Genomic DNA, 20,082 nt, shown 5'->3' with positions numbered 1-20,082 from the left:
CTCGCTCCCCCGTCCCAGGGCGGGTCACGCCGTAGCGAGCCACCGGAAAGCCGCACGTAGGTGGCGCGGGGTCGGGCGCGGGGCGGAGGCGCCTGCGAAGCGGCGCGACGAAACGTCGGCCCGTGACGCGCCGAATGTTTTCCCGCGCGGCGGAGCCGAAGCCGAAGCCCCGCGCCCGACCTCGCGGCACCGGGGCACGACTTCCCACCGCCCCGCTACGCCCGGAAGAACGCCTCCGCACCGCGCCGGATCCGGCGGCAGGTGTCGTCGAACAGCGCGTCGTCTTCCTCGAGCAGCGTCATGCGGAAGCCATCGACCGGGCTCGAGAAGCCCGAGAGCGGGACGACGCAGACGCCCTCGGCGCCCATGAGCTCGTAGGCGAAGAGCTTGTCGCGACGCAGCGAGTGCTTCGCTTCGAGCTCGTCCAGGTAGAGCCGCACCTCTTTGCTGCGGGCTTCGAGCTTCTGGACGTTCGGGAACCGCGTCGTGTCGAAGGTGGCGGTCAGATAGAAGACGCCGTCGGGCTCGATGGGGCGGATGACGTCGCAGCCGGCGAAGGTCGCAAGCGCGGTGTCGGCGCGGCGCCGATACTTCTTCAGACGCGATGCCAGGAACGCCCGGAACTCCGGGTGGGTCGCGATCTTCGGGAACACCACCTGCGGGAGCGTCGTCGAGCACACCTCGAGCATCTTGCTGACGACGATCGTGTGGACGTAGCCGCGGAAGTTCTCGTCCCGCTCGCCGTTGTAGACCTCGATCCATCCGCACCGGCTGCCCGGCCACGGGATCTCCTTGCTGACGCCCTTCATCGAGATGCCCGGGACGTCGCCGATGATGTCCGCGAGCCGCACGATCTTCGACGAGTCGAAGACCAGGTTCTGGTAGATCTCGTCGAACACGAGGAAGCAGTGGTGCTTGCGCGCGAGACGCACGACGGCTTCCAGATCCTCGCGCGGATGGACGACGCCGAGGGGGTTGTTCGGGTTGATGACGAGGATCCCGACGATGTGCTCGTGGTCGCGCACCTTGCGCGACAGGTCGTCGAGGTCGATCCGGCCCCCGTCGTCGAGCTTCAGGTCGTAGGTGAGGTGGTGTCCGCCGTGGTGCATGGCCTCGGCCGTCGCGTGCGACGGGTAGGTCGGATTGGGGCCGATGACGCGCGCCGTGGACGGCAGGTTGGAGAAGATCTTGTTGATCGCCTCCCCGAGGCCGTTGAAGAAGATGATGTCTTCGACGGTGCAGATGTGCGGGTCGCTGTAGTGCTCCAGGATGAAGCGGCGCGCTTCCAGATCGCCCTTCGTCGGCGCGTAGGCGTACGTCCGGTCCTCGCCTACCGCCCGCTCGACGATCGCCTTCATCCACGCCGGCAGGCGTTCGCCCTTGGCGACCGGGTCGCCGATGTTCTCCCAGATCATCGGCACCCCGCGCCGGACGATCTCGTTCGCGATCTCGACGATCTCGCGGATCTCGTAGCGGAGGTGCTCGTCGCCCTTCTTGATGAGGTTCTTGCGCATGGCGGCGAGCGCGCGGCTAGACGCGCTCGACGATGGACGCGATCCCCATCCCACCGCCGATGCACATCGTGACCAGGCCGCGCGTCTTGTCCTGGCGCTCGAGCTCGTCGAGGAGCGTGCCGATCAGCATCCCGCCCGTCGCACCGAGCGGATGTCCGAGGGCGATCGCGCCGCCGTTCACGTTCACGCGCTCGCGCGGGATCCCGAGGTCGCGCATCGTCTTCAGCGGCACGACGGCGAAGGCCTCGTTGATCTCCCAGAGGTCGATGTCGCCCGCCTGCATGCGGGCCTTCTTCAGCACCCGCTCGGCCGCCGGACCCGGCGCCGTCAACATGATGACCGGCTCGACGCCGACCGTCGCCGTGGCCACGATCTTCGCGCGTGGCCGCAGGCCGTGCGCCTTCACGTAGCGCTCGGAGGCGAGCAGGACCGCCGACGCGCCGTCGACGATGCCCGACGAGTTGCCGGCCGTGTGCACGTGGGCGAGCTTGCCGCCGGTCTGCGGGTAGCGCTTCTCCACGCGCTCGCCGAGCGTCCGGCCGTCGCCGATCTCCGGCCTGTAGCCCATCATCTTCGGGAACGACGGCTCGAGGTTGCCGAGCGTCTCGAGGGTCGTCTCGGGGCGCGGGTATTCGTCCCGATCGAGCAGCGGCGTGCCGTCGAGGTCCTTCACCGGCACGAGGCTCTTGTACCGGCCTTCGGCCACCGCCCGCTGCGTCGCCTGCTGGCTCTCCCACGCGAAGCGGTCGCACTCGGCGCGCGAGATGCCCGCGAGCGTCGCGATGAGGTCGGCCGAGATCCCCTGCGGGACGATCGGGTGGCGCTCGATGAGCGCGGGGTTGTTGCCGTCGAGCCCGCCGCGATCCGAGCCCATGGGCACCCGCGACATCGACTCGACGCCGCCGCCGACCATGAGGTCGGCCATCTCGCTCGCCACGGCCATGGCGGCGAAGTTGACGCCCTGGAGGCCCGAGCCGCAGAAGCGATTCAGCGAGACGCCCGTCACGACGTCCGGCCAGCCGGCGCACAGCACGGCCTGGCGCCCGATGCAGGCGCCCTGCTCGCCGGCCTGCTGGACGCAGCCGATGACCGCGTCCTCGACGTCGGCCGGGTCGAAGGCCGTCCGGCGCAGCCCGTTCAGCGCTTGGGCGAGGAGCTCCTGGGGATGGAGGCCGGAGAGCGCGCCGCTCCCCTTCTTGCCGCGCCCCCGCGGCGTACGGACGGCGTCGACGATGTAGGCGGTTCCCATGGCGGTCCCCTATCGCTCGCGCGACGGGGCGGCGCAAACGTCCGATCGCGCGCGGATCAGGGTGCGGCGAAGACCGTACGGACCAGCTCGGTCGCGATCGTCTCGGCCGTCGTCCCGAGACACGTCGGATCGGAGACGAGCCCGAACAGGCACCCTGCCATCCCGGTCGTGTCCTCGCAGCGATCGATCTCGCTGTTCACCCGATCGATCGTCGACGAGATGTTCGAGGCGAGGCTGGTCGGACAGTCGACGGGCGGGGGCGCCGTGATCGCCTTCAGCTGGCAGGACCCGAGGCTCTTCTGGAGCTTGCGGATCGCCTTCTGGGTTTCGTTGACGAGGCTGCGGTTGCAGCGCTGCGCGCTCGAGCCGAGAACGTTCGGCGGGAGATCGGGCGGGACGGTGCCGACGGCGTTCGCGAGCATCGTCTCGGTCGCCTCGCGCTGGCGGCACACGAAGCAGTCGGCGAGGTCGTCCATCGTGCGCAGCGTGATCGCGTCACACGACCCTCCGCAGGTCGCCGGCAGTCCAAGGCGGACCGGCGTCAGACCCTGGGCCGCGCAGAACCGGTCGCTGGCGCCGCCCACGTACGCCCGCAGCGTCGCTTCGGCCTTCGAGATCCGTTGGTCGCGCCGCCCGCCATCGCAGGCGACGCCGCCCAGCTCGGCGACGTAGCAACTCCCCCACTCGCGCAGGTGGGTCTTCGAGTACCGCTCCATCTGCCGCTCGAGGTCCCGCTGGCAGGCCGCCCGCGCGTCGGCGGGCGCGAGCGGGCTCACGAAGCTGATGCCGCTGAGCCCCACGTCGATCGTGGGCTCGTCGGGATCGTCCGAGGCGATCTCCAGCGTCCCGACCGCGAGCGCGGGGGCGGTGGGCGCGAAGGTCACCGTGATCGTCACGTTGGCACCGACCGGGATCACGATCGGCTGCGCCGGCCCGCTGATCGAGAAGGCCGCATTGGAGCCGGGAAGGAGTCCGTAGCCGCTCACCGTGATCGGGAGCAGTGCGCCGTTGTTGAAGACCGTGATGTCGACCGTCGAGACGAGGCCGACCTGGGTCACGAATGCGCCGCTCGGCGGATCGATGCGGATGTCCTGCGGCTCCAGGCACGACGGCACGCCCGGCGTGATGATCGACTGGAAGTAGGGCGGCGGATTGATCGCCTGCGACGTGTTGGCGCACGAGTAGCCGGGAAGCGTGTGGTAGATGCTGAGCTCGTCGCCGTTCGTGAACCCGTCACCGTCGGTGTCGACGGCTTCGACGTCGTGGATGGCCGTCTGGATCGGCTTCCCCAGATAGAGCTGCTGCTCGACGGCCGCCCCGTACGGATTGCGCGGGCCCGTCCCTTCCCATCGCAGGTGGCACACCCCGCATGCGTACAGATCGTCTCCCGGCGCGAAGCCGTAGATGGCGGTGAGGTTCTGGAAGTAGAGCGGCCGGGCGGAGGCGGGACGTCCGGACGCGAGCATCGCGCACGCGAGCCCGAGGCCCACGACGAGACGCACCCATCGGGCCGGCGATCGCGTGGTCATCGTGCGGCCGTTCATGGGTACGCCACCTCCGTGTAGGGTCCGACGACGGCGCCGACCGCGGTCTCCATGCAGGCCTGGACCGCCGCCGCCGTGCCGCCCGTCGCACATCCCGCGATGCCCGCGAAGGTGTCGCAGCGCTGGATCTGCGCCGCGGCCTTCGACTTGGCGCGCCCGATGAGCCCGTCGGGGTCGCTCGCGCAGTCGAGCGGCGGCTGGTTGCGTCCGCTGGCGTTCGCCGCTTCGCAGCGTCCGAGCGCCTGGTTCCAGCCGCGCGCCAGCCGGTCGGCCGCGACGTCGAGCGAGCGCTGGCAGTCGACGCTGCCGGGCGGCACGTTGTTCGGCAGCGCCGGCGGATCGGATCCGTACGCCGACCCCAGGGCGGCGTCCTCGAGGGCCTCGGCGAGGCAGATCGTGCAGCTCGCGAGGTCGTTCATGTCGAAGAGCGTCGTGCCCGCACATGGGGCCGGACAGGTGGAGCCATGCCCGAGGCTGCCCGGCGTGAGATTGCGCGCCGCGCAGATCGTGTCGCCGGAGCCTCCCAGGCGCAGGCGGAGGCGCGACGCCTCCTTGTCGATGTTCGCGTCACGCGACACGGCGTCGCACGTGAGGCCGCGCGTCTCGGACGAGAAGCAGCGCGACCACTCCTTGTAATAGCGCTTCGCGTACTTGCTCTGGAGGCGCGAGATGCTCTTGCGACAGGCGTTGACCACGACGGCGTTGGTCTCGACAAAGGTGTCGGACATCTGGACCGGCACGGACTGATTGTGCTCGTCCCAGAGGTTGAAGAGGATGTTCCCGGCGGCCGTGGTCGTGTTCGTGTCGCGCAGGAACTCGACGTACTCGCGCGACGAGGTCTGGTAGTAGAGCGTCACCTGCGCCGACGTCGCCGCCGCCCCCACCGGATAGTGCGTGTCGTCCCAGTACTGGCCGTCGGCGTACGTGGCGCCGACCGGCGCGGCGTCGATCGCCTCGAACGCCGCGTTCGTGAACCCGCGCGGCGGGATGCGATTGTCGCGCAGGATCTGGTTGTTGAGAACCAGGTGGAAGCTGCGACCGGCCGGCATGCCGACCACCGGCGCCAGTGCCGGGCTGATGCCCTGCTCGGTCTCCCAGACCTTGAGATAGGGGTCGTAGCCGGGATCGCCCATCTGCGCGCCGTAGCCGGTGAGCGTCGCGCTCGAGAACACGTAGCGACCCGACTCGAAGATGACGTTGCGCTGGGCGTCGAAGGCGCGCACGTGCAGCCACATGCGACGGCCTTCCGGGTAGCCCGTCGGCAGCTTGTGACCGGTCTCGTTGGTGACGCGCACCACGAGGTCACCGGCCGTGAGCGACGCCGAGACGGTCGCGGCCTTGCGGAGCATGCCGGTCGCGTTCACCACACCCTGCGCCAGGTGGTCGGGGTTCACCTCGGCGCCGAAGGCCGGATGGAAGGCGAGCACCGAGGGGATGAAAGTGTTGGCCCCCGCGAAATCGTGCAGCGGGACGTTGGTGCGCGTCTTGCCGAAGCTCGCGTCCTTCCCCGCCACCGGACGCATGTGGCAGCTCTGGCAGTTGGTCGCGAGGCCGTTCTCGCCGCCGAACTGCGGAGCATCCACCCCGGTCGTGGCGTACGTGCTGGCTGCCCACTCGTCATAGGTCGACTGCTCGGGGAAGCCCGACGTCGGATCGGGATTCGGCGTGTCGAACGCCGTCGGCTCCCACTCGCCGGTGAGCGTGTTCTTGGCGAAGGCGGGGTTGCGCAGGTTGTGGCAGGTGCCGCACAGGTCCGAGCTCACGTGGAAGGGCGACTGGAGCGTCGAGCGCTGTGGCGCATGCGGGTCGTTGCCGAGATCGGCCACGATGTCGAAGGGCCCGCGCAGGCGGTCGATCGGGTCGACGACCATCATGGCGTTCCCCAGGGCGGGGACGGGGGCGGTCAACGCGGCCAGGATGGCTGCGTCGGCGGCGGGATTGCCGGGGTCCGGAAAGGGATCGACCAGCCGGTGGCACACGCCGCACTGGACGCCCTGGCGGTCGTCCGCGGTCATCGCCGAGCCGTCCTCGGGAACCGAGCGGCCTTCGAGCCAACCCTTGGGCAGGTGGCAGCGCAGGCAGGTCTCGCCCGAGTGCGGCGCGTCCTGGTTGGCGACGGCGAGCGCGGCCCACATGAGCGGATCGCGGCCGGCGTGCGCCATCATGGAGGTCTGCCAGTTCCGGTACGGCTCCACGTTCGGCTGGCCGAAGTTCGCGTGGCACGGCGTGCAGCTGTCGGGCGTCGAGATCGGGTCGGTCAGCGAGAGGGGCTGCGTCCCCGGCAGCCGGAAGTCCTCTCGCGTGGTCGGGAGCGGGGTCGCCCCGGCGCCCGCGACGAGGAGCGTCGCGAGCGCCGTGGCGATCATCGCCGTGCGGATGTGCATCATGCGTGGTCTGAACGAGCGCGGACTATCGAGCGGCTCTGTCGACGAACGCCGCGCTCGGGGATCCGAACAGGGTGGTCGTCGTCGACGACGTCGTGGTCACGGTCGAGGTCGAGGTGGACGTCGACGTGGTCGTGGTCGTGGAGATGGGCGGCGCCGGGCAGGTCGGGAACGGAACCGGCGGCACGGTGCAGGACGTGACCGGAGGGCCGAACACGAGGATCGTCGGCGTGATCGGCATACCGTTGGCGAGCACGTTGCCGCTCTGGCAGTTGCCCGTCTGGGCGAACGCGATGAAGGTGAAGTTGCCCTGCGCGCCGGCCGGCAGCCGGACGGGGTCGGGGTCGGTCCCGTTGTCGGTGAAGACGTTGTTGAAGACGTAGTTCTGGTCGAGCGAGCTCTCGCTCACGGGCAGCCCGGCGTTGCCCTGATCGACGAGGCCGATGCCGAGCGAGTTGTTGTTGCGCGAGATGTTGTAGGAGAACGTCGACTGGTCGTTCGAGACGACCAGCATGCCCGTGCCGGTCGGCACGCCGCTCACCGTCCCGCTGCCGAAGTTCGCCGTGTTGTTGTCCTCGTACACGTTGTGGTGGATGTCGTGGCACTGCGAGAGCTGCACCGGGAGCGAGCCGTCCTTGAAGACCAGGTGGCCGCCCGTGTTGGTCGCCGCGTAGTTGCCGTACCCCTGCCCGTTGCCGGAGTTCTCGAACTCGATGCCGGCGACGGAGTGGCGGACCTGATTGTAGCGGACGGTGAGCGTGCTCGACTGGCCGACGTAGATGCCGGCGTCGGCGATGTGCTCGACGTTGCACAGCTCGATCAGCACGTTGTTGCTCTGCACCGGGAAGACGGCGTAGCGCGTGATGTCGCTGCCGTTGCCGACGATGTCGATGAAGCTGATGCCGTTCGCACCCGACACGAACATGCCGTCGCTCTGCCACCCGCCGGAGACCTCGAGGCTCTGGAAGAGGAGCCCGTCGACGTTGAAGGCGCGGATGCCACGGCCGAACACCTGGGTGCCCGGCGGCTGGATCTTCGGGCGATCGTTGGTGGCACCGCCGCAGCCGACGACCTTCAGGTTCGGCGTCGTGACCTGCACCTCTTCCTGGTAGGTGCCCGACTCGACGAGGAGCTTCGTTCCCGCAGGCGAGGAGTTGACGGCCGTCTGCAGCGCGCCCGCGGCATGCGGGACGAACGTGGCGGACTCGGCGTAGCGCTGCTCCATCGCGTCGAACATGCTGTTCATGCCGTTGCACACCAGGCACGACTGCAGATCCGCCACGCTGCTGGAGCCGGCGCAGGCGAAGATCGTGGGGATGTCGGTCTGCGCGGGCCCGCACTTCGAGGTGATCAGGTCCTGGACCTTACCGATGAGCTTCGCCTGTGCGTCGAGCGCCTTCGGGTCGGTCGGTCCGACGAACGTGCCACCCGAGATCGATCCGACGCAGACCGGCGTCAGGTTCCCTGGGGCGGCGTTCTTCATCTGCGTCGAGATGCACTTGGTCGCGTTCTTGGACGCCTTGTCGAGCAGCATGAGCGCGGCCTTCGAGATGGTCTTCACGCAGTTCGCTCGCGCCGAGGCGTTGCTCGCCGTCGGCCACGGCTCGGTCGTGACGCCGGTGCTGACGGCCGTCAGGCGCGCGCCGATGACGTTGTGCTGCGAGAGCATGCAGCTCGAGATCACCTCGCTGTCCTGCGAGCTGTACGACGACGTGAGGCCGCCCACCGCCGTGCCGACGCAGTCCTTGGCGATCTTCTCGGCGCCCTTGCCCGCCTCCTTCTCGATCTTGGCGGTGTCGTCCGCGGTCGGACAGCTCCCGGCGGGGCCGGCGAGCTGGCACTTCGCGAGCGTCTTCAACTGCGTCTTCAGGTACTTGGCCCCGGCCTTGGCGATCGTGTCCTGACACTTGAGGGATCCGGCCGCGACCGACGTGATGGCCGTGGGCGTGCGATCCGGACAGGTTGCTCCGAGCGCCAGCGACGACGTCGCCAGCACCGCAGACGCGATGACGAGCAGACCATTTCTCATGGGTATCCTCCGTCTCTCCTTCGGTGGGGCCGAGTCCGAGGACCCGGGCGGCAAGCCTTCGACCTACCGACTCGCGGCGCGCCCTGTCAACCGCAAAGTGCGCGAATTGCCCGGATTCGTGCGCGATCGCGAGGTGCGCGCCGCACCCGTGCGCGGTCCGGGCGCCGGTGTCGTGCAATGGCAAGATCGGAGGCGGCCGACGCCGCGCGTTGATCACCCCGCGGTGTGCGGCGCGAGCCGGGCGGCCGTCTCGCGAAATCCCTTGACGGTCTCGGCGACGATCTGTGCCACCGGCTTCACGGCGTCGATGCGCCCCACGACCTGCCCGCCGAGCGCGATCGCCGCCTCCATGTCGCCGCCGAAGTAGAGGTCCATCGCGCGACCGAAGACGTCCATGCCGACGTGCGGCTCGCGCTCGAGGCGTTCTGCCGTCGCGGTCCGCAGGCACCGGAGCCCCGGACGGCTGAAGCGATTCAGGAACACGGTGTCGGTCTCCTTCGCATCCAGGATCGCCTGCTTCCAATTCCGGTGCACCGGCGATTCCGCGGCCGAGACCATTCGCGAGCCCATCTGCACCCCTTCGGCGCCGAGCGCGAACGCTGCGGCCATGCTAGCGCCGTCGCAGATGCCGCCGGCCGCGATCACCGGCACGTCGACCTTCGAGCACACGAGCGGCAGGAGGACCATGGTCGCGACGTCGCGCGGGTTCTTGAACCCGCCGCCCTCCCCGCCTTCGACGACGAGGCCGTCGACGCCGGCGTCGACGGCCTTCTGCGCCGCCTCGAGCGACGGGACGACGTGGAACACCGTCAGGCCCGCGGCCTTCAGCGCCGCCGTGTACTTGCGCGGGTCGCCGGCCGACGTGGTGACGAAGCGCACGCCCTGTCCGGCGACGAAGTCGACGATACCGGGGTCGCGCACGAAGAGCTGCGCGATGTTGACTCCGAACGGGGCCTGCGTGAGGTCGCGCATGCGCCGGATCTCGTCCTTGATGACGTCGAGCTCGCCGGACGACGTCTCGATGATGCCGAGCCCGCCCGCGTTCGACACCGCCGCGACGAGCTGCGAGCGCGCGATCCAACCCATCGGCGCCTGCACGATCGGGTAGCGCACGCCGAGGAGCTTGGTGACCCGGGTCTCGATGCGATCCATGCCGACCCCTTACCCGTCCCGCGGCGGGCCTGTCACGCGCAGTCCCGGAACGGCGTTGACGGAGACGGGCACCGGGAGTAGCCGGCGCTCATGGGAGCAGATGCGAACGTCGTCCTGCAGCTCGGGCTCGCCGCGGCGCTCGCCGACGGCGCCTGCACGCCGCAGGAGCGGGCCCAGCTCGAGAGCGTGGCGCGCTCGCTCGGCGTCGATCCGTCGGCGCTTCCTGCGAGCGGAGCCGCGCTGCCGCCGAACCTCGGCCAGGTGTTCGACTCGCCCGACGCGCGGCGGGCGGCCTACGAGCTCGCCGTCGCCGTGTGCAACGCCGACGGCGCCGCGAACGACGCCGAGATGCGCTTTCTGGTCGAGCTGCGCGCGAAGCTCGGCCTCGCCGACGCGAGCGTCGCCGCCGTCGAGCGCGAGGCCGGCGCGCTCGCCGCAGCGCCGATCGGCGCCGCGACCGATGCGCCCAAGCCCGGCGCCGCCGACGACCTCATCCTGCAGCAGGCGGTCCTCGCCGGCGCGCTCGAGCTCCTGCCCCAGTCGCTCGCGACCATGGCCATCATCCCGCTCCAGCTCCGGCTCGTGTACCTGATCGGCAAGGCGCAGGGGCAGCAGCTCGACGCCGCGCAGGCGAAGGACCTCCTCGGCGCGCTCGGCATCGGCGCGGCCGCGCAGGTCGTCGACGGCGTCGCGCGCAAGCTGATCGGCGGCATCGCCCGGGGCGTCTTCGGGCGGGTCCTCGGCGGCGTGACCGGCGGCGTCGCCGGCGCAGCCACCGGCGCCGCCACGTCGTTCGCCACCACCTACGCGCTCGGCCACGCGGCGACGCAGTACTACGGCCAGGGCCGCACGCTGTCGTCCGCCGACCTCCAGGCCCTCTTCCAGCGACTCGTCGGCGAAGCGAAGGCGCTCTACCCGACAGTGCGAACGAAGATCGAGGAGCAGGCGCGCACGCTCGACCTGCAGCAGCTGATCAGGTCGTTCACAGCGGGCGCGTAGAACGCGCCCGGGCAGGACGTCTTCACGCGTTCGTAGGCGGCGTAGCCGCGCCGCCGATCGCGACGCCGCGGAAGCGCGCCCACTCGGCGCCGCACTCTTCGAGCACGCCGGCCGACAGCGCCTCGCGCGCCGCCGTGAACATCACCTGCTCCTCGCGCGCGAGGTGACGGCGCGTGAGGTCGAGGAGCGCCCGAGCGTGCGCCCGCAGCTCGCCGGCGTCGGAGATGCGGAACAGGGCGCGGATCGCGCGATCCATCTGCTCGTGCTCGTGGCGCAGGCACCGCAAGGGCCCGAGCGAGCCGGTCGCGCGCTCGTAGGACTGGAAGAGCGTCTCCTCCTCGACGCGCGCGTGCCCCAGCAGCGAGAGCGCCAGCGGCTCGGCCGCGACGCGCAGCTCGGTCAGCGTCGTGCAGCGGTCGAGCGCATCGTCGAGCTGCTCGACGAGGAGGTGGAACACGCCGTGCTCGCCGGCCAGAACGTCGGTCACGTCCATGAGCGGGTCCTCTAGCACGACGCCGGTGCCGGGTCACCGTCCGGGCTCGATCACGAGCTTGCCGATCGCGCGGCGATCGAAGACGGCGCGCAGGGCCTCGGCCGCGCGTTCGAGCGGGTACGTCGCCGACACGAGCGGGTGGAGCCGCCCGCTCGCCAGCAGCGTCATGAGCTCGTCGCGGTTGCGCCGGGTTTCCTCGGGCCGGGTCTGCCAGAACTTCGCCGCGTCGTAGGCGCGGATCTCCACGCCCTTCAGGAGAACGAGGTTCAGCGGAATGCGCGGGATCTCCTTGGCGGCGAAGCCGAGCACGACGAAGCGCCCACCGATCGCCATGGCGCGCAGCGCGGGCTCGGCGTACCGACCACCGACGGGATCGAGCACGACGTCGGCGCCGTCGCCGGTGAGCGCCTTCACGCGCGTCTTCAGGTCCTCGGTCGCGTAGTTCACGACCTCGTCGGCGCCCTGCGTCCGACACGCCGCGAGCTTCTCGTCGCTCGAGGCCGCGGCGATGACGCGCGCGCCGAGCAGCTTCGCGAGCTCGATCGCGGCCGAGCCGATGCCCCCGGCAGCGCCGAGCACGAGCACGTCGTCGCCGGGGCGTACTGCGGCGACGCTCCGGAGCGCGTCGTACGCGGTCGTGTAGACCACCGGAAAGGCGGCGGCGGTCGCGAACGGGACGGCGTCGGGCACGCGCATCAGCATGGCGGTCGAGGCCGCGACCTGCTCGGCGAACGCGCCCACGAACACGGTCCCGCACGCCCGTTCGCCGACGCGCCACCCCGTCGTGCCCTCGCCGAGCGCGCGAACCGTCCCGGCGAAGTCGCTGCCGGGCGTAAATGGGGTCGCGATCGACATCTGATACTCGTTGCGGACGAGCAGGACGTCGGGGTAGTTCACCGACGCCGCCGCGACGTCGATCAGCACCTCGCCACGCCCGGGTCGTGGCGGCGGGATGTCCTCCACCACCAGCGTCTCGGGCTCGCCCCAGGCGAGGCAGCGAACGGCGCGCATCGCCCTGCCCGCTCAGCGCGGCCGCTCGATCCCGGCGAGGAGGCGCTTGCGCACGCTTTCCACGTCGACGAGCGGCGTGCGGCGCAGCCGCCCCATCTCCTCGGCGGTGTACGGGGCGAACCCCGGGGGCACGTGCTCCTTGTCGAAGTGGTCGAGGAGCCAGTTCATGACCGCCGCGAGCGCCTGGTCGTCGAGCGGTGCCTGCGCGACGCCCGGCACCTGCGCCAGGTACTCGCGCCCGCCGGGCACGCCGAGGAACCGCGCGACCGATCCTTTGAGTGGCGGCACGCTCTCCGGCGTGCCGGCGCCGTCGGCGCGGTGACAGCCCTGACAGTTGAGCGCGTACTCGACCGCCGGCGTGTACGCGCGGGCGTCCGCCGCCGCCAGTGTGAGCCCGACCGCGAGCACGATCTTCACGCCTGCGTCGCTTGCCCGAGCACGATCGCGACCGAGCAGTGCACGGCGCGGCTCTTGGTTCCGAAGCACCACAGGAGATCGTTGTTCTTCGACGTGTAGTAGACCGGCCGCTCGCCCTCGGTGCGCGTGCAGCGGCACCGCATGCAGAGCGAGGCGCCGCAGCAGTCGTTGTACGAGATGATGTAGTCCTTGCCGTCGCCGGGGTTCCGGCAGGTGCCGATCCAGGTGACCGGCGACATCTCGGTGCCCGGCGGGCACGCCGTCTGCGAGCCGCCGCAGCAGGCGCACAGAAAGCCGTCGATCGCGCAGTGCCGCCAGTAGTGGCAGCTCGCCGGATCGCCGACGTCGCCCGTGAGCTTCGTATCGTCCGGGACGGGCACGCGCGCCGCCTCGTCCGCCGCCCGCGCGACCGGCAGCAGCGGCAGGGCCGCGACGCCCACGAGCCCCGTCCCGAGGCGCGTGAGAAAGCTCCGGCGCGAAGTGCGGCGCGCGATCGCGCGGGTACCACGCTCGATCATCCGATCCAGCCAGCCTCGGGTCGTCGTCACGCGTGCGCTCCTCCCGCGGGGTCGTCGATCGATCGCACGTAGTCCTGCAGCGACGCCACCCCGCGCTCCTTCGCCTCGAAGAGGCTCTCCAGGTGCTCGCGCGTGTTGACGAGGCCCTTGGCGCGCACGACGCCGGCGCCGTCGACCAGCACGGCGTACGGGAGCTTCCCCACCTGGTACGTCACGCCGAGCGGCGCCGAGAGCACGTAGGGGAAGCCCTCGAGGCGTTCGCTGCGGACGAACGCTTCGTGCTCGGCACGCGGGCCGTCGCTCGCGAAGACGAGGTCGAGCCAGCCGGCCTCGGCGCGCGCCGCCGAGCGCAGGGCCGGGAGCAGCGTCTTGCACACCGGACAGGTGGGAGCGAGGAAGAAGAGCAACGTCGCGCGCCCGTTCGGTCGCACGCCTCCGATCTCGCGCGTCGCTCCGGAGAGGTCCTCCACGTGCAGCACCGGGGCCGCCTGGCCGACCTCTGGACCGCGCACCACCATGAGCGCGCCGGCGGGCGCCACGCGCTCGTAGAGGACCCCGATCTGCCGCACGAGCGCGGCGACGACGCACGCGAGCGCGACGACGATCACCCACAGGACGGCGTTCGAGACGAGGAGCGCCTGCGTCATGCGACTCCTCGTGCGCGGGCGACCGCGGGCAGGTTCGCGATCAGACGGTCGGCCGCGCCGTACACGGCCGCGAGCGCGAGCACGCCGGCGCCGATCGTGAGCACGTCGACCCACACGAGCGGGCGCGTCGAGACGGGCCCGAGGCAGGCGAGCGCCGCGAAGACGACGGCAAGATTGCGCGCGACCAGCCAGCCGCTGATCGGCTGCCGGCCGGCGGGGCCACCGCAGCCGCAGTCGATGTGGCGCCGCCCGCGCGCGAGGTTGACGCCGATCGCGGCGGCATACGCGCCGAGGAGCACGATCGCCACGAGGAGTCCGGCCTGCCGCCAGCCCGGCAGGAGCAGCAGACACGCGGAGCCGACCTCGCTCGCGACGACGAGCGTCGCGCCGGCCGGCGCCAGCGCCTCCGGCACGATGCGGTAGTCGGCGAACGTCGCGCGAAAGCCCGCGAGGTCGCGCAGCTTGTGCGCGGCGGCGAGCGCGAAGAGGAGCGCCAGGGAGCTGCGCACGGTCAGATCGACGACGGGGTCCATCGCTCGGCTCACGGCGTGTAGAGGAGGCTCAAGGCGAGGCCGACCTCGGAGATCTCGTTCACCACCGCACCCGACATCGCGTCGTGCACGGTCACCGTGGGTGGGATCGTGCCGGCGGCGAGCAGGACCGGATGCTCGTCCTGCGTGACGAGGATGCCGTCGACGCCCGGGTTCGGCAGCGCCTTCAAGAGGAGCCAGCGCGCGATCCCACCGGGGGCGAGGCCACCCTGCTGCGCGACGAAGCTGACGATCGGGTTCAGGACGGGGATCCGCTGCAGCCGCCGCTTCGCGGCGACGTCGTACACCCAGATCTCCTGCCCCGCCGTCTTGTGCGTGTCCGGGCCTCCCCGATGCATGAGCGCGTAGAGACGACCCGTGGGTCCGTGGATCGCGAGATGCTGCGCGCCGCCGACGCGCCAGTCGTCGCGGCGATCGGCGTCGTCGACGAGCGACCAGCGCTCGCCGAACGTGAGCTGGGGCCCGGCCACCCCGACCGGCTGGATCTGCCCCTCGAACGAGACGAAGAGCCACTCGTCGCCCCGGCGAACGGCCTTCTCGGTGAGCGGGTCCTTCTGCGGGTCGAAGAAGCTCGCGGTGCGCTCGGCCGTCGGCTGTCCCGCCTCGTCGAGGCTCACGACGAGCGCCTGTCCGTTCGCGCACAGCATGAAGAACCGCCGCGGCCCGGCCGCGTAGACGAGGCTGCACCCCGGCGTCGACACCTCGGCGACGAAGCGCCGCTCGCGCACGTCGACGATCGAGAGGGAGCTCATCGGCGTCAGGTTGAAGACCGCCAGGAAGCGGCCGTCGTCCGAGAGCGTGTTCGCCGCGTTGCCCGGGAAGTACTCGGCGCGCTTGGGCGGCAGCGGGATCTCGGCGACGGGCGCGAGCGTGCGCCCGTCGTACACGGTGACCACGTCCGTCCGCTCGCCCCGCACGCCGCGCGAGAAGTACGTCTCGGGGATGTAGATTTCGCGATGATCGTGCGAGAAGGTCGGCGCGATCACGAAGTCGACGCCAGCGGTCCCCGAGCTGATCGTGCCGAGGAGCTGGCCCTTGTCGGCGTCGAAGACCGCCGTGCGGTGCAGCGCGACGTCGCTCAGCCAGAACCAGTGCGGGCCGGGCCTCTCCGGCAACGTGAGCGAGCGCCCGACGCTCTCGGGCTGGGCGGCGGCGGGCTGCGCGAGACCGCACGCGAGCAGCGTCGCACACAGAAGGAGGCCGTGGGCGCGTCGGGTTCGCATGGGTCGCTCGCCGGGTGGGGACGGCGCCCTATACCACGCGCCTCGCGCGTGGCGAATCCCGTTGCCGCTACTTCGGCGCAGCGGCCGGCACGCCGGCGGACGGGTCGAAGTGGCGCACGTACTCGACCACCGCGTCGATCTCGGCGCTGGTGAGCACGCCCTCGAACGGCGCCATCATGGTGCTGGGCTTGCCCTTCGTCACGATCGTCCGCAGCTGCTCGACGGTCCGCCCCTTCCAGAACGCGGCGTCGCGAAAGTTCTTCGGCGGGGGAATGATCGCCGCCGCCGCCGGGCCGTCGCCCCGCCCGTCGTCGCCGTGACAGCCGCTGCATCGCTCGGCGTAGATGCGGGCGCCGTCGGGCGCGCCGGCCGTCGCACGAGAAGCACCCGCGAGGATCGCGAGCACGAGGGCAAGCGGTCGCATGGCAGACCCGGCTACGCGGCACCGGCCTCCGAGTCAACGACGTGACACGCTGCGCGCGCGGCACGGATGCGACGGCGGCGGCGGGAGAGCGTCCAAATTTTGATGGCGGCCGGCGTGCGCGGTCCTTCGGTCTCTGCGCACGATGACGGCACAGGCGTTGCAAAGTCTTTGGATGGCATCCGCCTCGAACGCGACCGCCTCGCCCGAGGCCCCGGTCGACGATCCGACCGCGGCCGGCGGGATGCAGCAGGCGCCGGAAGAGGTCGTCGAGGCCAAGCTGCGCGCCATTCTGGACGCGACCCAGACCTCGGCCGGCGCCGTCTGCCTGTTCGACCAGCACCAGGACCTCCTGCGCCTCGCGGTCGAGATCGGGCTCTCCGACGAGGGCTGCCGGCGGCTCCGCAACGTGCGGCGTGGCGCGGCCACCACCTGGGACATGCCGCTCCACAGCCTGCTCAACCGGCGCGCGTACCTGATCGAGAGCGCCGCGAAGAACCGCTACGTGCCGCCGCTCGTCGACGACGTCGCCGCGGTCCGCGCCGTCGCCTGCATTCCGCTCCTCGACAGCGGCACGCCCGTCGGGAGCCTCATCCTGGTCGCGCGCACGCCGTTCGGCGAGCGCCAGATCCGGCTGCTCGAGCAGCCGGCCAAGGACCTCGTCGCGGCGATCGTCGCCATGCGCAAGCGCGTGTCCCCGACCGCGCACGACGCCCCCACGCGACCGCGCCTCTCCGCCGCCGGCAACGCCGCGCGGGCCGGCGACGTCGCCACGCCCGGGCCCACCAGCGGCGATGTCAAGGTGGCCGCGGTCGGCCCGGCACCGAGCGCCGCGCCGGCGGGACCGAGCGCCGCGGCGGCACCGAGCTCCCCTGTGGGACCGAGCTCGTCGATCCAGGCCGCGGTCGACCGCACGCGCGTGGAACTCGAGCGCCTGCGGGCTCGCGTCGCCGAGGCCGAGGAGCTCGCGAACCGCGAGCGCACCCGGGCGGCGGCGCTCGAGGAGCAGGTCCGCGAGACGGCGGCACCCAACGTCGCCGCGCAGGCGGAGATCGCGCGTCTCGAAGCCGTTCTCGCCGAGCGCACCACCGAGGTGCAGACGCTCTCCGAGCGCTCGCAAGCGCTGGAGGCGGCCGCGGCCGCTGCCAAGGCGGAGACCGAACGCCTGCAGGTCGCCCTGGGCGAGCACGCGACGCAGGCACAGGCGCACGCCGAGCGGATCGAGGCGCTCGAGCGGACGCTCGAAGCCGCGCAGGCGACCGAAACGTCGCTGCGAGCCGACCTGCACCGCGTGAGCGATGCCCACGCCGCCCAGACGGCAACCGTCGACTCGGAACGCGCTGCCGCGGTGCAGGGACTCGAGAATCGGCTCGCGGAGGCGGATGCGGCGAACGAGGTGCTGCGGGCGAGGATCGCCGACATCGAAGCGGGCAATCGCGCGGCGGTCGCCGACGTCGAACGTCGCATCGCCGCCGCGAAGGCCGAGGCCGAGGAGCGCCTCGCCTCCGCCCTGGCCGAAGCGGAAGCCCGCACCGCGGCGACGATCGACGAGAAGGCCGACTGGCAGCGACGGGCCGAGGCGGCGCAGGGGGAGCTCGCGACCGCGCGCGCGACCCTCGCCGGGCAAACCGATCAGGCCAGCACCGCCGCGCTCGATCGGGAGCGCTACGAGTCCGAGCTCGCGACCGGCCGCGAGCGCGAGGCGTCGCTCCGCCAGCGCATCACCGAGCTCGAGGCGGACATCGCGCGCGCACGCGACGAGGGCGCGCAGCTTCGCGATCGCCTGTCCGACATCGAATCACTCGTTCCCGGCGACGCAGGCGCATCCGCCGCCGTACCCGACGCGGCGCCGGCGCCGAGCACCGAGAGCTCGAGCACCTTCGAAGTCGTCGAGCTCGACGGGTCGGACGACGGTGACGAGGGCGCGGCGCTCGAAGTGACCGACGCCGGCCTCGACATCGAAGAGGTGAGCACGCCGGCGCCCGTCCCCGAGGCGGCTCCCGCGCCGAGCGCACCGCCGGAGGGCATCGTCGTCATCGACGTCGATTCCGCATGGACGAACGTCGCGCCGCAGAAGGTGCCCGTGGCGGCGGTTCCACCCGACGACGACGTCGTGGCGGCCGTCACCGCCAGGAACCCCGAGCGCATCATCCTGAACCTGACGGCCCCGAAGGCGCTCGACGCCCTCGGCGCGCTGCGCGCCGCCGGCATCACGACGCCGTGCTTCGCCTGCCTCGCGGCGCCCGGATCGGGCCGCGCGCTCGCACTCGGCCGCTTCGAGGTGGCCTCGCGCCCGCTCGACCCCGACGCGCTGATCGCCCTCCTGCCGGGGACGTTCGTGCGCGGCACGCGCGTCGTCACCGCCGGCGCCGACGTCGACGCCCTCATCAGCCTGCGCCAGGCGCTCGCGCGCCTCGGCGTGTCGGTGTCGATGGCGTGGGACCACAAGCAGGCGAGCGACCTGCTCGCCATGGTGCGTCCCGAGGTGGCGATCGTCGATCTCGACCTGCCGCCCAAGGACGGGTTCGTCATCGTCGGGCGCCTGGGGCTCGTACCGCCGGCGCCGACGACCGTGCTGGTGCCGAAGGCGACCGATGGGGCCGCGGCGTTCGCCGCGGTGGTCGCACACCCCGAGATCGCCGGGGCCACCCTCCCCGCGAAGGAGCTCCTCAGCCGCTTCGCAGTCCTTCCGCTGATCACCAAGGCCCAGCCAGCGGCGGCGAAGCGCTGAGCGCTCAGCCGAGCGGTCGCACGTCGCGCCGCCCGCGCTTCTGCAGGCCTGCGATCTGCTGCAGCGCCACGCGGGCACGGGCCTGCGTAGCGGGATCGGCGTCTTCGTCGAGCACCGCGAGAAAGTGCTGGTACGCCGGCGCCGGCTGCCCGGCGTCGTCGAGCAGGATGCTACCGAGCTCGAGGTGCGCAGCGGCGCGGTCCGTACCCGGCGGGAGGTCGCGCACCATGCGTCGCAGGAGCACCAGCACCGCATCCAGGTGTCCGTTGGCGCGCAGCCACCGGGCGAGCTCGAAGCCCCGGCCCGCCGACAGCGTCCCGCGCGTCGCGCCGGCGGACTGGCGGAAGTACGCCGCGGCGGCGTCCGCGAAGCGGCCCTCGTCGACGAGAGCACCGACCGCCTCCGGCGACTCCGGCACGGCGTCGGCATACTCGGACGGCCGGTGCACGATGCCGTAGCGATCGGCGACCGACGCGATCGCCACGCCGGCGATGAACCCGCCGATGTGCGCGCCGTGCGCGACGCCGACGTCGTCGCCTGCGAAGAGATACGGCAGCAGGTTCTCGAAGACGAGATAAAACCCGAGCACGACGCGCGCCGGGACTTCGAAGATGTTGCCGAGAAACGGCGGCAGCAGCCACACCATACGGACGACGTTGCGCGGGAACCACACGAAGTAGAGTCCGAGCACGCCGGAGATCGCGCCCGACGCGCCCACGACCGGCACCTGCGAGGCCGGTGCGCCGGCCCAGTGGAACAGCGTCGCCGCGGACCCGGTGCCGAGGTACGCGAGCGCGTAGCGCAGCGGCCCCATGCGGCGCTCGACGTTGTCGCCGTAGATCCACAGGAAGAGCATGTTCCCGAACAGGTGCAGGAAGCCGCCGTGCAGGAACATCGACAGCAGAAAGCCGCTCGCGGTGGGCGCCGCGGGCCGGAAGGCGTGCGTGAAGACGTAGAGATCGTACTTGGAGACCTGCTGCGCGAGCGTCGCCATCGAAACCTGGCGGCCGAGCACGTGGCCCATGACGCGCAGGTATTCCGCGAGCGCCGGATCGCCCGGCAGTGGCCGCTGGTCCGAGAGCGGCAGCGTGACGAACGCGTAGATCGCGACGTTGATCGCGATGATCGCGTAGGTGACGACCGGAACCCCGCGGGGGTTCGGCGCGTCACCGATGGGAAGGACCACTCAGCCTCGCGTC

General features: G+C 71.4%; 17 protein-coding genes. 2 read left to right on the top strand and 15 right to left on the bottom strand.

Annotation, left to right across the window (positions count from 1 at the left end; all coding sequences use genetic code 11):
- Nucleotides 1-215: 215 nt before the first annotated feature.
- The 6 genes from VMS22_00430 to VMS22_00405 all read right to left on the bottom strand — a co-directional run bounded on the left by VMS22_00430 (nt 216) and on the right by VMS22_00405 (nt 9,872).
- Nucleotides 216-1,514, bottom strand: a complete 1,299-nt coding sequence (locus VMS22_00430) for a pyridoxal phosphate-dependent aminotransferase (protein HXJ32476.1) — start codon at nt 1,512-1,514, stop codon at nt 216-218.
- A 16-nt stretch (nt 1,515-1,530) separates the two neighbouring features.
- Entirely contained in the window at nt 1,531-2,763 is a 1,233-nt protein-coding gene (locus VMS22_00425; GenBank protein ID HXJ32475.1) for an acetyl-CoA C-acetyltransferase, read from the bottom strand.
- 56 nt (nt 2,764-2,819) lie between these two features.
- Nucleotides 2,820-4,307 carry a hypothetical protein gene (locus tag VMS22_00420; GenBank protein HXJ32474.1) on the bottom strand — a complete coding sequence of 496 codons (1,488 nt, stop codon included), beginning with the start codon at nt 4,305-4,307 and terminating at the stop codon, nt 2,820-2,822.
- Complete coding sequence (locus VMS22_00415) at nt 4,304-6,694, bottom strand: multiheme c-type cytochrome (GenBank protein ID HXJ32473.1); 2,391 nt, start codon at nt 6,692-6,694, stop codon at nt 4,304-4,306. Before VMS22_00415 ends, VMS22_00420 begins: the two co-directional genes overlap by 4 nt.
- Nucleotides 6,695-6,716: 22 nt before the next feature.
- Nucleotides 6,717-8,720 carry a right-handed parallel beta-helix repeat-containing protein gene (locus VMS22_00410; protein ID HXJ32472.1) on the bottom strand — a complete coding sequence of 668 codons (2,004 nt, stop codon included), beginning with the start codon at nt 8,718-8,720 and terminating at the stop codon, nt 6,717-6,719.
- A 213-nt stretch (nt 8,721-8,933) separates the two neighbouring features.
- Entirely contained in the window at nt 8,934-9,872 is a 939-nt protein-coding gene (locus VMS22_00405; protein ID HXJ32471.1) for a nitronate monooxygenase, read from the bottom strand.
- A gap of 90 nt (nt 9,873-9,962) precedes the next feature.
- Between VMS22_00405 and VMS22_00400 the strand changes: the two genes are divergently transcribed.
- The gene (locus VMS22_00400; protein HXJ32470.1) at nt 9,963-10,871 is read left to right on the top strand and encodes a GTPase; all 909 of its coding nucleotides are present in this window, start codon (nt 9,963-9,965) and stop codon (nt 10,869-10,871) included.
- A gap of 22 nt (nt 10,872-10,893) precedes the next feature.
- On the opposite strand, the gene VMS22_00395 is transcribed toward VMS22_00400, so the two are convergent.
- From VMS22_00395 to VMS22_00360, 8 genes are all read right to left on the bottom strand, one after another.
- The gene (locus tag VMS22_00395; GenBank protein HXJ32469.1) at nt 10,894-11,364 is read right to left on the bottom strand and encodes a hemerythrin domain-containing protein; all 471 of its coding nucleotides are present in this window, start codon (nt 11,362-11,364) and stop codon (nt 10,894-10,896) included.
- A 33-nt stretch (nt 11,365-11,397) separates the two neighbouring features.
- Nucleotides 11,398-12,375, bottom strand: coding sequence for an NADPH:quinone oxidoreductase family protein (locus VMS22_00390; protein ID HXJ32468.1), 978 nt, complete (start codon nt 12,373-12,375; stop codon nt 11,398-11,400).
- Nucleotides 12,376-12,387: 12 nt separating this feature from the next.
- Nucleotides 12,388-12,792: a cytochrome c gene (locus VMS22_00385; protein ID HXJ32467.1), complete on the bottom strand. Its 405-nt coding sequence runs from the start codon at nt 12,790-12,792 to the stop codon at nt 12,388-12,390.
- On the bottom strand, nt 12,789-13,310 hold the full coding sequence (locus VMS22_00380) for a methylamine dehydrogenase light chain (protein ID HXJ32466.1): 522 nt from the start codon (nt 13,308-13,310) through the stop codon (nt 12,789-12,791). Before VMS22_00380 ends, VMS22_00385 begins: the two co-directional genes overlap by 4 nt.
- Before the next feature lie 26 nt (nt 13,311-13,336).
- A complete protein-coding gene (gene mauD, locus VMS22_00375; protein ID HXJ32465.1) occupies nt 13,337-13,957 on the bottom strand; it encodes a methylamine dehydrogenase accessory protein MauD in 621 nt (206 codons plus the stop codon).
- A complete protein-coding gene (locus VMS22_00370) occupies nt 13,954-14,490 on the bottom strand; it encodes a MauE/DoxX family redox-associated membrane protein (GenBank protein ID HXJ32464.1) in 537 nt (178 codons plus the stop codon). Before VMS22_00370 ends, mauD begins: the two co-directional genes overlap by 4 nt.
- Before the next feature lie 8 nt (nt 14,491-14,498).
- Complete coding sequence (locus tag VMS22_00365; GenBank protein ID HXJ32463.1) at nt 14,499-15,731, bottom strand: amine dehydrogenase large subunit; 1,233 nt, start codon at nt 15,729-15,731, stop codon at nt 14,499-14,501.
- 67 nt (nt 15,732-15,798) lie between these two features.
- Nucleotides 15,799-16,155 carry a c-type cytochrome gene (locus tag VMS22_00360; protein ID HXJ32462.1) on the bottom strand — a complete coding sequence of 119 codons (357 nt, stop codon included), beginning with the start codon at nt 16,153-16,155 and terminating at the stop codon, nt 15,799-15,801.
- A gap of 172 nt (nt 16,156-16,327) precedes the next feature.
- Between VMS22_00360 and VMS22_00355 the strand changes: the two genes are divergently transcribed.
- Entirely contained in the window at nt 16,328-18,883 is a 2,556-nt protein-coding gene (locus tag VMS22_00355) for a GAF domain-containing protein (GenBank protein ID HXJ32461.1), read from the top strand.
- Nucleotides 18,884-18,887: 4 nt separating this feature from the next.
- On the opposite strand, the gene VMS22_00350 is transcribed toward VMS22_00355, so the two are convergent.
- Nucleotides 18,888-20,069 carry a rhomboid family intramembrane serine protease gene (locus VMS22_00350; GenBank protein HXJ32460.1) on the bottom strand — a complete coding sequence of 394 codons (1,182 nt, stop codon included), beginning with the start codon at nt 20,067-20,069 and terminating at the stop codon, nt 18,888-18,890.
- Nucleotides 20,070-20,082: the final 13 nt, after the last annotated feature.

The organism is Candidatus Eisenbacteria bacterium (assembly GCA_035577985.1).
Lineage (GTDB): Bacteria > Desulfobacterota > Binatia > DP-6 > DP-6 > DATJZY01.
The sequence above is the reverse complement of the archived record's forward strand: the minus strand, read 5'-3'. Positions and strand labels throughout refer to the sequence as shown.

Excerpts from the sequence above, each read along its gene's own strand:
- VMS22_00430 (HXJ32476.1), bottom strand. The coding sequence starts at position 1,514 with ATGCGCAAGAACCTCATCAAGAAGGGCGACGAGCACCTCCGCTACGAG.
- VMS22_00425 (HXJ32475.1), bottom strand. The coding sequence starts at position 2,763 with ATGGGAACCGCCTACATCGTCGACGCCGTCCGTACGCCGCGGGGGCGC.
- VMS22_00420 (HXJ32474.1), bottom strand. The coding sequence starts at position 4,307 with ATGAACGGCCGCACGATGACCACGCGATCGCCGGCCCGATGGGTGCGT.
- VMS22_00415 (HXJ32473.1), bottom strand. The coding sequence starts at position 6,694 with ATGATGCACATCCGCACGGCGATGATCGCCACGGCGCTCGCGACGCTC.
- VMS22_00410 (HXJ32472.1), bottom strand. The coding sequence starts at position 8,720 with ATGAGAAATGGTCTGCTCGTCATCGCGTCTGCGGTGCTGGCGACGTCG.
- VMS22_00405 (HXJ32471.1), bottom strand. The coding sequence starts at position 9,872 with ATGGATCGCATCGAGACCCGGGTCACCAAGCTCCTCGGCGTGCGCTAC.
- VMS22_00400 (HXJ32470.1), top strand. The coding sequence starts at position 9,963 with ATGGGAGCAGATGCGAACGTCGTCCTGCAGCTCGGGCTCGCCGCGGCG.
- VMS22_00395 (HXJ32469.1), bottom strand. The coding sequence starts at position 11,364 with ATGGACGTGACCGACGTTCTGGCCGGCGAGCACGGCGTGTTCCACCTC.
- VMS22_00390 (HXJ32468.1), bottom strand. The coding sequence starts at position 12,375 with ATGCGCGCCGTTCGCTGCCTCGCCTGGGGCGAGCCCGAGACGCTGGTG.
- VMS22_00380 (HXJ32466.1), bottom strand. The coding sequence starts at position 13,310 with ATGATCGAGCGTGGTACCCGCGCGATCGCGCGCCGCACTTCGCGCCGG.
- mauD (HXJ32465.1), bottom strand. The coding sequence starts at position 13,957 with ATGACGCAGGCGCTCCTCGTCTCGAACGCCGTCCTGTGGGTGATCGTC.
- VMS22_00370 (HXJ32464.1), bottom strand. The coding sequence starts at position 14,490 with ATGGACCCCGTCGTCGATCTGACCGTGCGCAGCTCCCTGGCGCTCCTC.
- VMS22_00365 (HXJ32463.1), bottom strand. The coding sequence starts at position 15,731 with ATGCGAACCCGACGCGCCCACGGCCTCCTTCTGTGTGCGACGCTGCTC.
- VMS22_00360 (HXJ32462.1), bottom strand. The coding sequence starts at position 16,155 with ATGCGACCGCTTGCCCTCGTGCTCGCGATCCTCGCGGGTGCTTCTCGT.
- VMS22_00355 (HXJ32461.1), top strand. The coding sequence starts at position 16,328 with ATGGCATCCGCCTCGAACGCGACCGCCTCGCCCGAGGCCCCGGTCGAC.